This window comes from Actinoplanes sp. NPDC020271 (assembly GCF_044388125.1).
Classification (GTDB): domain Bacteria; phylum Actinomycetota; class Actinomycetes; order Mycobacteriales; family Micromonosporaceae; genus Actinoplanes.
Genome location: NZ_JBIRWQ010000007.1, coordinates 161020 through 172759 on the forward strand (window position 1 = coordinate 161020; position 11740 = coordinate 172759).

11 protein-coding genes are annotated in these 11740 nt (G+C 70.3%); 4 read left to right on the forward strand and 7 right to left on the reverse strand.

What is annotated here, in order from left to right; translation table 11 throughout:
- Nucleotides 1-70: 70 nt before the first annotated feature.
- The 4 genes from galE (at nt 71) to ACH442_RS18080 (ending at nt 3934) form a co-directional block, all read left to right on the forward strand.
- Nucleotides 71-1045, forward strand: a complete 975-nt coding sequence (gene galE / locus ACH442_RS18065; RefSeq protein WP_396339160.1) for a UDP-glucose 4-epimerase GalE — start codon at nt 71-73, stop codon at nt 1043-1045.
- A complete protein-coding gene (gene galK / locus ACH442_RS18070) occupies nt 1042-2184 on the forward strand; it encodes a galactokinase (RefSeq protein WP_396339161.1) in 1143 nt (380 codons plus the stop codon). Before galE ends, galK begins: the two co-directional genes overlap by 4 nt.
- Nucleotides 2185-2711: 527 nt before the next feature.
- Nucleotides 2712-2900 (forward strand): hypothetical protein, encoded by a 189-nt coding sequence (locus ACH442_RS18075; protein WP_396339162.1) that lies wholly within the window; start codon nt 2712-2714, stop codon nt 2898-2900.
- 224 nt (nt 2901-3124) lie between these two features.
- A complete protein-coding gene (locus ACH442_RS18080; protein ID WP_396339163.1) occupies nt 3125-3934 on the forward strand; it encodes an ATP-binding protein in 810 nt (269 codons plus the stop codon).
- Nucleotides 3935-3988: 54 nt separating this feature from the next.
- On the opposite strand, the gene cysN is transcribed toward ACH442_RS18080, so the two are convergent.
- From cysN to ACH442_RS18115, 7 genes are all read right to left on the reverse strand, one after another.
- Nucleotides 3989-5281 (reverse strand): sulfate adenylyltransferase subunit CysN, encoded by a 1293-nt coding sequence (gene cysN, locus ACH442_RS18085; RefSeq protein WP_396339164.1) that lies wholly within the window; start codon nt 5279-5281, stop codon nt 3989-3991.
- Nucleotides 5281-6192, reverse strand: a complete 912-nt coding sequence (cysD, locus tag ACH442_RS18090) for a sulfate adenylyltransferase subunit CysD (protein ID WP_396339165.1) — start codon at nt 6190-6192, stop codon at nt 5281-5283. The genes cysN and cysD overlap by 1 nt, the downstream gene beginning before the upstream one ends.
- A 51-nt stretch (nt 6193-6243) precedes the next feature.
- Nucleotides 6244-7134, reverse strand: a complete 891-nt coding sequence (locus tag ACH442_RS18095) for a 3'(2'),5'-bisphosphate nucleotidase CysQ (protein WP_396339166.1) — start codon at nt 7132-7134, stop codon at nt 6244-6246.
- Between the two features lie 20 nt (nt 7135-7154).
- Nucleotides 7155-8918, reverse strand: coding sequence for a sugar transferase (locus ACH442_RS18100; protein ID WP_396339168.1), 1764 nt, complete (start codon nt 8916-8918; stop codon nt 7155-7157).
- Between the two features lie 137 nt (nt 8919-9055).
- Complete coding sequence (gene pth / locus ACH442_RS18105) at nt 9056-9643, reverse strand: aminoacyl-tRNA hydrolase (RefSeq protein WP_396339169.1); 588 nt, start codon at nt 9641-9643, stop codon at nt 9056-9058.
- Between the two features lie 100 nt (nt 9644-9743).
- Complete coding sequence (locus ACH442_RS18110) at nt 9744-10355, reverse strand: 50S ribosomal protein L25/general stress protein Ctc (protein WP_396339170.1); 612 nt, start codon at nt 10353-10355, stop codon at nt 9744-9746.
- 360 nt (nt 10356-10715) lie between these two features.
- The gene (locus ACH442_RS18115) at nt 10716-11696 is read right to left on the reverse strand and encodes a ribose-phosphate diphosphokinase (RefSeq protein WP_396339171.1); all 981 of its coding nucleotides are present in this window, start codon (nt 11694-11696) and stop codon (nt 10716-10718) included.
- Nucleotides 11697-11740 lie beyond the last annotated feature (44 nt).

Below are 11740 nucleotides of genomic sequence, written 5' to 3' on the forward strand. Positions count from 1 at the left end.
CGCCATCGCTGTGCTGACCCGCGGCGGAAACTGAATGACACCCCGCGCTCTGCAGAAAGGGCTCTCTGCCGTGAAACTGCTCGTCACCGGCGGCGCCGGTTATGTCGGAAGCGTGACCAGCCGCCTGCTGCTGGACGCCGGCCACGAGGTCGTGGTGCTCGACAGCCTGCGGACCGGCTTCCGCGAGGCGGTCGCGCCGGACGCCACGTTCGTCGAGGCGGACATCGCCGACGCCGCACAGGTTCTCACCCCCGAGGCCGGATTCGACGCGGTGCTGCACTTCGCCGGGCTGATCGCGGCCGGCGAGTCGATGGCCAAGCCGGAGCTCTACTGGCACGAGAACGTGGTGAAGTCCCTGGCCCTGCTCGACGCGATCCGCGCCGCCCGGGTCCCGCGGGTGATCTTCTCGTCGACCGCCGCGGTCTACGGCAACCCGGTCGAGATTCCGATCAGTGAGACCGCGGCCAAGGCCCCGACCAGCACGTACGGGTCGACCAAGCTCACCTTCGACCTGGCGCTGACGTCCGAGACGTTCGCCCACAACCTGGCCGCCGTGTCGCTGCGCTACTTCAACGTGGCCGGGGCGTACATCAGCGAGAGCCACGAGATCGGCGAGCGGCACGACCCGGAGACGCACCTGATCCCGATCACGCTGCAGGCCGCGGCCGGCAAGCGGGAGAAGCTGCAGCTGTTCGGCGACGACTACCCGACGCCGGACGGGATGTGCGTGCGCGACTACATCCACGTGCAGGACCTGGCCCGCGCGCACCTGCTCGCGCTGGAAGCGGCGACGCCCGGCGAGCACAAGATCTACAACCTGGGCAACGGGAACGGCTTCTCCAACAAGCAGGTCGTCGAGGCCGCCCGCGAGGTGACCGGCGCGGCCATCCCGGTGGAGATCGCCCCGCGCCGCGACGGTGACCCGGCCACTCTCGTCGCGTCCTCGTCGCGGGCCCGCGAAGAACTGGGATGGGTTCCCGAGAAGAACACCCTCCAGGAGATGATCGGCGACGCTTGGACCTTCTACCGGAAGCACGTCGCATGAGCATCCTTGAGAAAGCCCGCGCCGCGTTCGTCGAGGCGTACGGCGAAGAACCGGCCGGTCTGTGGGCCGCGCCCGGCCGCGTCAACCTGATCGGCGAGCACACCGACTACAACGACGGGTTCGTGCTGCCCTTCGCCCTGCCGCAGCGCACCGTCGCCGCCGTCGGCCCGTCCCCGGACGGGACCTTCTCGGTCTGCTCCACCCTCGCGCCCGAGCCGGTGACCTTCGGTGCCACCGAGCCGGGTGAAGTGACCGGCTGGGGTGCGTACGTCGCCGGCGTCGTCTGGGCGCTGCGCGAAGCCGGTTTCGAACCACCCGCCGTGCGCATCGCGATCGACTCCGAGGTGCCGCTCGGCTCCGGCCTGTCGTCGTCCGCCGCGCTGGAGTCGTCGGTGCTCACCGCACTGGTCGACCTGGGCGGGCTGGACGTGCCGCTGGAACGGCGCCCGGCGATCGCCCAGCGCGCCGAGAACCTGTACGTCGGCGCGCCCACCGGCATCCTCGACCAGTCCGCGTCGATCCGCTGCGAGGCCGGCAAGGCGCTGTTCCTGGACTGCCGCTCCTACGAGATCGAGCAGATCCCGTTCGACCTGGCCGCCGCCGGCCTGGCCATCCTGGTGATCAACAGCAACGCGCCGCACCAGCACGTCGACGGGGAATACGGGGCCCGCCGCAAGAGCTGCGAGGAATCCGCCGCGATCCTGGGCGTCACCGCGCTGCGCGACGTCGCGGTCGAGGCCCTGCCGGAAGCGCTGGAACGGCTCGGCGACGAGGTGCTGCGCAAGCGCACCCGGCACATCGTCACCGAGAACCAGCGGGTCCTGGACGTCGTGGCCCTGCTGCGCGACGACCGGGTCCGCGAGATCGGCCCGCTGCTGACCGCCGGGCACGCGTCGATGCGGGACGACTTCGAGATCACCGTCCCGCAGGTCGACGTGGCCGTCGAAGCGGCGCTGGCCGCCGGGGCGCACGGCGCCCGGATGACCGGCGGCGGCTTCGGCGGGTGCGTGCTGGCCCTGATCGACGCCGCCCGCGCCGACGAGACCGCCGCCGCGGTGGCCGCGGCCTACGCCGAGCACGGCTTCACCGCCCCGACGAGCTGGGTCGCGGTCGCCGGCCCCGGCGCCACCAGGCTCTGACCCACGCCGGCAGCCGCGGCCCCCGTCAGCCGCGGCTGCCCGCCCCGTCGACGGCCGCAGCCCACTCCCCCGGGCGCACTGGCCGCAGCCCACTCCCCGGCCAGCCGCGGCCGCCGTGGTGACCGGACATGTCAGGACCGTCGCCGGTCGGGCCGCAGCCCACTCCTGCGCCGGCCGCGGCTGCCGAGGCCGCAGTCCACTCCTCCGGCCGGCCGCGGCTGCCCGCCCCCGCCGGCGGTCACGGCCCGCTCATCCAGCCGGCGACCGCGACACGCGTATCCGGCCGGGCCGACAGCGGACGGCACGCGCGCGTGCTCCGCGAGCGCAATCCGGGGCATGGGCACGTGGGCGGTTTTCTGCTCTGACCGTGCCCCGCCACGGAGGTCGCCCTTGTGGGTTTCGCGTTCAGGGCCGGCCACGGCCCTGCGAAACCCGCAAGGGTCCCCGCGGGAGCGGCGGAGGGTGACCACAGCGGAGGTAGGACACAAAGATTTTGATCTTGCTTTTGATCGGGTATTGCCTCGGTCATGACGACTGAGCGCGAAGAGAACGAGCCCAACGAGTACGGTTTCGCCGGCGACCCGAGCCTGCCCGAGCCGGAAGCCGCGCCGCACCTGACCGAGGGTGAGGGCGAGCGGATCGCGGTCCCGTCGGACGACCTCACCGGCGCGATCACCGAGGCGATCGACGAACTCACCGACCAGGAGCGGCACTGACCGGTGCCGACCCCGCCGGGCGGCACTGACCGGTCCGGGCCGCGCCGGGCGGCACTGACCGGTCCGGGCCACGCCGGCGGCACTGATCGGTCCGGGGCTACGCCGGCGGCGCTGATCGTCCGGGTGGCTGAGCCGTTCGGGCGCCCCCTACCTGGCCTTTCGCCCGATCACCCGCAGGAGCGAGCCCGGCGACCGCAGGCCCGGCCCGCGGCTATGGTGGCGGCATGGGGGTCAGCCCGCCGTTTCTTCACGACGACACCGAGCCCGGTGTCTCCCTCCGCGTCGACATCGCCGCCGACGCGGCTGTCTCGCTGCTCACGGTCCGCGGCCCCTGGGACGATCGACTCCGGCGCAGTGCGTCGGTCACGTTGCGCCGATGCTTCTCCGAGCATCCGGACGCGCTGATCGTCGACCTGAGCCGGCTGCTCGACCCGCGCAGCGAGAGCGTGCCGACGTGGACGACCGCACGCACGGTCGCGGCTGCCCTGCGGCCGCCGGTGCCACTGGCGTTGTGCGTGCCGCCGGATCTGCCGCTCGCCGACCGGATGCAGGGATTGAGCGTGGGCCGGTTCCTGCCGGTCTATGCGAAGGTGCGCCAGGCTCGGGTGGCTGTCGCCGGCCGGATCCCGGGCTCGGAGCGGCTGGTGGTGACGCTGCCGCCGGATCCGGACGCGCCGAGCGCCGCGCGCAACCTGGTCAGCGACGCGTGCCTGGCGTGGGGCCTGGCCCGGCTGCTGCACCCGAGCCGGCTGGTGATGTCGGAGCTGGTCACTAACGCGGTGGAGCACGCCGGCACGCCGATCCGGGTGGTCGTCACCCGGCGCGGCCCCGGGCTGCACCTGTCGGTGGCCGACGGTTCGCCGGTGATGCCGCGGCTGATCCGCCCGGCGCGGCCGAGGCCGGGGCGTCCGCTGGACGAGCGGGGGCGCGGGCTGCAGACCGTGCACGAGATCGCCGAGCTGTGGGGCGCGATGCCGACCGCGGCGGGCAAGATGGTGTGGGCGACGGTCCGGGAGCGCCGGACCGCCGCCTGAGACAGGTTCTGGCCCGTGATCACGCGGCGCTCGGCGTGATCCGCGGGCCGGGACTCAGCTCGCTTCGATGATCATTCCGGCGGCGACGGTACGGTTGGTCGCCTCGTCGATCAGGATGAAGCCACCGGTGGTGCGGTTGCGCCGGTACTCGTCGGCGAGCAGCGGCACCGTGGTGCGCAGCTTGACCCGGCCGATCTCGTTGAGCCCCAGGCCCTGGGCCGCCTCGTCGCGGTGCAGTGTGTTCACGTCCAGCCGGTACTGCAGGCCGCGCACGACCGTCCGCGCGGTGCGGGTGGTGTGCTTGATCGTGTACTTTCCGCCGACGCGCAGCGGGGCGCTCTCGTCCATCCAGCAGACCATCGCCTCGATGTCCTGCGCGACGGCCGGCGCGTTGTGCGGACGGCAGATCATGTCACCGCGCGAGATGTCGATCTCGTCGTTGAGCCGGACCGTCACCGACATCGGCGGGAACGCCTGGTCGACCGGGCCGTCGGCGGTGTCGATCGAGGCGATCGTGCTGTGCAGGCCGGACGGCAGAACCATCACCTCGTCGCCGGGCTTGAGCACGCCCGAGGCGACCTGGCCGGCGTAACCCCGGTAGTCGGTGACCGTGGTCGACTGGGGGCGGATCACGAACTGCACCGGGAAGCGGACGTCGACCAGGTTGCGGTCGGACGCGATGTGCACGTGCTCCAGGTGGTGCAGCAGGGACGGCCCCTCGTACCACGGGGACTTGTCCGAGCGGGAGGCGATGTTGTCGCCGTTGAGCGCGGAGATCGGAATGATCGTCAGGTCGGGGGCGTCGAGCTTGGCCGCGAACGAGGTGAACTCGTCGGCGATCTTGTCGTACACCTCCTTGTCCCAGTCGACCAGGTCCATCTTGTTGATGCAGAGCACCAGGTGCGGCACGCGCAGCAGGCTGGTCAGGAACGCGTGCCGGCGCGACTGCTCGACCAGGCCCTTGCGCGCGTCGACCAGGATCAGCGCCAGGTCGGCGGTGGAGGCGCCGGTGACCATGTTCCGGGTGTACTGAATGTGCCCGGGAGTGTCGGCGATGATGAACTTGCGCTTCGGGGTGGCGAAGTACCGGTACGCCACGTCGATCGTGATGCCCTGCTCGCGCTCGGCGCGCAGGCCGTCGGTGAGCAGCGCCAGGTTCGTGTACTCGTCGCCGCGGGAGGCGCTGGCGACCTCGACCGCCTCGAGCTGGTCCTCGAAGATGGTCTTGGTGTCGTACAGCAGGCGCCCGATGAGGGTCGACTTGCCGTCGTCCACGCTGCCGGCGGTGGCGAACCGCAGCAGGTCCATGTTGCGCGTGGCACCCGGCTCCAGAACGGCCTGGCTCATCAGAAGTAGCCCTCTCGCTTGCGGTCTTCCATCGCGGCCTCGCTGACCTTGTCGTCACCGCGGGTCGCGCCTCGCTCGGTGATCCGGGTCGCGGCGACCTCGTCGATCACCTTCTCCACCGTGTCGGCCTCGGAGAGCACCGCCGCGGTCTGCGAGGCGTCGCCGACCGTCCGGTACCGCACGCGACGGACCTCGGAGGTCTCGCCGTCGCGCAGCTGGATGAACTCGTTGACCGCGTAGAACATCCCGTTGCGCTCGACGACCTCACGGTCGTGCGCGTAGTAGATGCTCGGGAGCTCGATCTTCTCCTTGGCGATGTAGTGCCAGACGTCCAGCTCGGTCCAGTTGGAGAGCGGGAACACCCGGATCGACTCGCCCGGGTGGTGCTTGCCGTTGTAGAGCGCCCACAGCTCGGGGCGCTGGTTCTTCGGGTCCCACTGGCCGAACTCGTCGCGGAAGCTGAACATCCGCTCCTTGGCGCGGGCCTTCTCCTCGTCGCGGCGGGCGCCGCCGAAGAGGGCGTCGAACCGGTACTTCTCCACCGCGGCGAGCAGCACCGGGGTCTGGATCCGGTTGCGGGTGCCGTCGGGCAGCTCACGGACCAGGCCGGTGTCGATCGCCTCCTGCACGCTGGCGACGACCAGGTTCAGCCCGAGGGTGGCGACGCGACGGTCCCGATATTCCAGGACCTCGGCGAAGTTGTGGCCGGTGTCGACGTGCATCACCGGGAACGGGATGCGCCCGGGCGCGAACGCCTTCTCCGCGAGGCGGAGCATGACGATCGAGTCCTTGCCGCCGGAGAAGAGCAGCACCGGGCGCTCGAACTCGGCCATGACCTCCCGCATGACGAAGATGCTCTCGGCTTCGAGCGCATCCAGATGCGAGACGCGATAGTCCTTCGTCTGGCTCATAAGTTCAAACCCCAGCTCATTCTGCGATTTTCCACGGCCGTAGCCGGATCGTCATTCTGGCGGAAGATGCCTGCTGATCGCAGCAAGCAACCGAGGAGCGAGATCTTTCCGACAAACAACCAGGTCAGGAAGCTTCGGATCGGCCCGGTTGTAGCTCAGCGGAGTGCCGTCGACGCGGGAGGCGTGCAGCCCCGTGGCCAACGCCACAGCGACCGGGGCGGCCGAGTCCCACTCGTACTGCCCGCCGGCGTGGACGTAGGCGTCGGCCTCGCCGTTGATCACCGCGGCGATCTTCACCCCGGCCGAGCCCATCGGCACCAGCTCGGCGCCCAGCTCCTCGGCGAGCGCGGTGACGAACGCCGGCGGCCGGGTGCGGCTGGCCGCGATCCGGATCACACCGCCGGTCGCCGCTTCGAGGGGCATCGGCGGGTACGCCGGCGCGTGGTCGGTCGCGATCGTGCGGTGCTGCGCCGGCATCGCCACCGCGCCGGCGGCCAGGCACGCCGGGTTCGACGAGTCGGCGGTCCAGAGCGCGACGTGCACGGCCCAGTCGGCACGACCCTCCTCGGAGAACTCGCGGGTGCCGTCGAGCGGGTCGACGATCCACACCCGGGACGCGGTCAGCCGGTCGGGACGGACCGTGTCCGGCTCGCCCTCGCGCCAGGCCACCCGGGCGTGCTCGTCCTCCTCGGACAGCACCGCGTCGGCCGGGCGCCACCGGGCCAGCTCCGCGCGGAGCAGGTCGTGCGCGGCCTTGTCGCCGGCCGCCTTGAGCGCCTTGCCGTCGGCGAAGCCCACCTCGGCGCGGACCCGCAGCAGCTCCTGCCCGGCCCGGTCGGCGAGCCAGCGGGCGAACGCGGCGTCGATCACCGGTGGGGTGCCGCTCTCGGCGCCGTCCCGCTGCCCGGCCACGCGTGCGGACGTCTTCGTCTGCTCGCCCATCGTGTCGCTCCTCACCCGAGTCAATACGCTCCCGACGAGCGCACCACTGCAGTCATCGTCCTCAACAGGATCACCAGATCCAAACTGAGCGACCAGTTCTCGACGTAGCGCAGGTCGAGCCGGACCGCTTCCTCCCAGGAGAGGTCCGACCGCCCGGACACCTGCCAAAGACCGGTCATCCCGGGTTTCACCGCCAGGCGGCGCCGCACGTCGTCCGCGTAGGCGGCGACCTCGGTCGGCAGCGGGGGACGCGGCCCGACCAGCGACATCTGCCCGCAGAACACGTTCAGCAGTTGCGGGAGCTCGTCGAGCGAGAACCGGCGCAACCACTGACCGACCGGGGTGACCCGAGGGTCGTCACGGATCTTGAAGAGCACACCGTCGTGCTCGTTGAGATGCCTCAGCTCGGCCAGCCGCGCCTCGGCGTCCACATACATGCTGCGGAACTTGAAAATCCGGAACTTCTGCCCGTCCCGTCCCACACGCACCTGTCGGAAGAGTACCGGCCCGCGTGACGTCAGTCGCACGCAGAGCGCCACGGTCAGCAGCACCGGTGCGAACAGAATCAGCAGCAGCAGCGCCCCCACACGATCGACCAACTCCTTGACCAGGCGCGATCCGCCGTGCAGCCGGGGATGCTCGACGTGCAGCATGGGCAGCCCGTCGAACGGCCGGATCGTGGTGCGCGCCCCGGCGACGTCGACCAGCGCACTGGCCACCACGAGGTCCACCTCGTCGCGCTCCAGGCGCCAGGCCAGCCGGCGGACCGCCGCGCCGTCCAGCTCGGGACAGCTGAGGACCACCACGGTGTCCGCGTCGGCCAGTTCCACCGCGGACGCCACGTCGTCGAACGTGCCGTAGACGGGCAGATCCACCTCGATGCCGTCGGCCTCCGGCGGCAGGCACGCGCCGACCACCTCCAGCCCGTGGTACCGCTCGCGGCGCAACTGGTGGGTGATCCCGATGACCGACAGCTCGTGGCCGACAACGATCACCCGGCGCAGCGCCTCGCCCCGGGCCCGCGCCCAGTGCAGCCGCTTGCGCAGCACGAACCGCAGGACCAGTACGGAGATCACCGCGGCCGGCAAGGCGGCCAGCACATAGGACCTTGCGAGATCAAGTTCCAGCGCGTACGACACCAGGGCCATCCCGGCGACCAGACCGCCCCCGCCGCGGATCACCCGCTGATACTCATCGGTGCCGACGAAGAGGTACCGCCGCTCGTAGGCCCTCGACACCGCCAGCACCGCGAGCAGCACCACCGGCAGCAACGCCGAGATCCAAAGATAAGTGCGGTTGTACGCCGTGACGTCGTCCCCGAACCGCAGCCCGAACCCGGCCGCCCCGGCCACGATCCCCGCGCCCAGATCAGCGAGAACCAGGGTGCGCACATAGCGCCCCTCCCACCGCTGCCGCCGTGACATCGCGGCGTGCCGCCCCCGCGGCCGGGTGAACGGGCGGGCCGCCGCCGACCGGTTGCGCTGCGACGACCAGTGCCGCTCCACCGCCCGGTTGTGCGCCGGATCAGCGGCACCCAGCCCCGCGCGGGGCGCACCGTTGCGGCGCTCGGCACCCGGCGGTGGGCTCAGCGGGGCGACCGGAACCGGGATTCGCATGTTGCGGGCGGACACGTACCGCAGCGGAGGATGCTGCGGCCCCTGATTGACGGACGGCCCCGGGTCGATGGACGACTCAGCGGGCCCCGCGGGGTGCTGCACCACCGGCAGGCTCACCGTGGGCTCGGTCAACGCGTCCGCCCGCCCCTCGGACACGTCCTGAGACATCCTGCGATCCCCCCGTCACGTCGGCGGCACACCGATGTCGTGCGCCTGTGGTGACCAACGGACGGACGGCGGAGCCGTCACGGCATGACCAGCCGGACAAATCGACCCAAACGGTCAATCGATTCCGGCCCGGCCCATCAACTTCCGTGGTATTTGTTCTGCGCCCACTCGACACCCTCGAGCACGACCGCTTCCACCACGTCAGCCGCCCGGTCCACCAGGAAGTCCAGCTCTTTGCGCTCCGCCGAGGAGAAGTCGGAGAGCACGAAATCCGCCGGCTCCTGCCGTCCCGGAGGCCGCCCGATGCCGAAGCGCACCCGCGCATAGTCCTTACTGGCCAGCGACTTCGACATCGAACGCAGCCCGTTGTGGCCACCCTCGCCGCCGCCGAACTTCGCCCGGACCTGCCCGAACGGCACATCAAGCTCATCATGCACCGCGATCACATGCGCCACGGGCACTTTGAAGAACTGAGCCAGCGACACCACCGGCGCCCCCGACAGGTTCATGAACGTCAGCGGCTTCACCAGCACCAGCTTCGGACCGCCGAACCCCAGCCGGCCCTCGGCCATCTCCGCCTGCGCGCGCTTCGCCCGGCCCATCTTCGCCCCGACCCGCGACGCCAGCAGATCAGCCACCATGAACCCCACGTTGTGGCGGTTCGCCGCATACTCCCGGCCCGGATTGCCCAAGCCGACCACCAGCCACGGCGCCTCGTCCGTCACCCTCTCCGCCTCCCCGGATACACATCAGGGAAAGTGCCGGTCGGCACTTTCCCTGATGAACTGGCTTACCGCGGACCCGCGACGCGCGCGAGCGCCGAAATTACTCCGCCGCAGCCTCGGCGGACTCGCCCGCAGCGGCCTCGTCCTCAGCGGCGGTGGTGGTGCTCTGCGCCGCGTTGATGAACGCCAGCACGGTGTCACCCTCCACCGCGAGCTCGACACCCGCCGGGAGCTTCACGTCAGCGGCGGTCACGGTCGAACCGGCGTCCTTGCCGTCCACCGACGCCTCGAGCTCGGACGGCAGGTTCAGCGCGTCCGCGATCACGGCCACCGTGTTCGACTCGTGGGTGATCAGGGTGTTCTTCGCGGCCTCGCCGGTCAGCGTCACCGGGACGTCAACCTGGACCTTCTCACCCTTCTTCACGATCAGAAGGTCGACGTGCTCGTACGAGTCCTTGATCGGGTCACGCTGGATCGCCTTCGGCAGCGCCAGGGTGGCGGCCGAGTTGCCGGCGATGTCGATCGTGAAAATCTGGTTCAGACCGCCGTGCCGGATGGCAGCGGCGAACTCACGGGCCGGAAGGGCGATGTGCTGCGGCGCCTCGCCGTGCCCGTACAGCACGGCGGGCACCAGGCCGGCCCGGCGCGTGCGGCGGGCACCACCCTTGCCGAACTCGGTGCGGGGCTCGGCGCTGATCTTTACCTCGGACACGGGGAAACTCCTGAAACTCTTCGATGCGGGCTGCGTCTAAGTCTGCGGCTGCGGTATTCCAGCAGTGCTTCAGTGCTGATCAACGACGGCGTGTGGCCGTCGCCGGCGCTGCCGGGCAAGGGGGCGCGCTGGGCACAGGCCCGGAGCACCGCGTCGATCACGGAGCCTCGAGCGGACTGCGAACCTCAGCAGACCGCGGGGCACCCTCGCCGTGGCAACCGCACTAGCTTACCTGCTCCGAACCCGCAGAAATCAGCGGGTCGGCACACCCACGGCGTACCCGGAAAAAATTCACCCCAAAACACGGAGAGCGCCCGCCACCGGCAACACCGGCGGACGGGCGCTCTCACCCCTCGTGAATCAGCTCAAGCCACCGAACAGCGTGGTCACCGAACCGTCGTCGAACACCTCACGGATCGCACGCGCCAGCAGCGGTGCGATCGACAACACCGTGATCTTGTCGAGCTGCTTCTCCGGCGTCAGCGGCAACGTGTTCGTCACCACCACCTCGGAGATCCGGCTGTTCTTCAACCGCTCGGTCGCCGGATCCGACAACAACGCGTGCGTCGACGCCACGATCACGTCGGCCGCGCCCTCGTCGAACAGGATGTCGGCCGCCTTCGCGATCGTCCCACCGGTGTCGATCATGTCGTCCACGATCAGGCACACCCGGCCCTCGACCTCACCGACCACCCGGTTCGCCACCACCTGGTTCGGCTTCATCGGGTCACGCGTCTTGTGGATGAACGCCAGCGGGCAACCGCCCAGCCGGTCCGTCCACCGCTCCGCCACCCGCACCCGGCCCGAATCCGGCGCGACCACCGTCATCGGACGGCCGGCGAACTTCTTCTCCACATACTCCGCGAGGATGTCCATCGCGAACAGGTGATCCACCGGGCCGTCGAAGAAGCCCTGGATCTGCGCCGTGTGCAGGTCGACCGTGAGAATCCGGTTCGCCCCCGCGGTCTTCAACAGGTCCGCCACCAGACGGGCCGAGATCGGCTCACGACCACGGTGCTTCTTGTCCTGCCGCGAATACGGGTAGAACGGCAGGACAACGGTGATCCGCTTCGCCGACCCACGCTTCAACGCGTCGATCATGATCAGCGTCTCCATGACCCACCGGTTCACCCCCTCCGTGACCGACTGCACCACGAAGGCATCCGAGCCGCGCACCGACTCCTTGAACCGGACGAAAAGCTCGCCGTTGGCGAACTCGTAGGAATCCGACGGCGTCGGCGCCACGCCGAGCACCTGACCGATCTCGTCGGCCAGCTCCGGGAAGCCTTGGCCGGAAAAGAGCATCAAACTCTTACGGTTCTCCGCGACGATGCTGCCCATCGGCTCGCTGCTCCCGTGAAATAGGGGGTGGGTTCTCGTGAAGT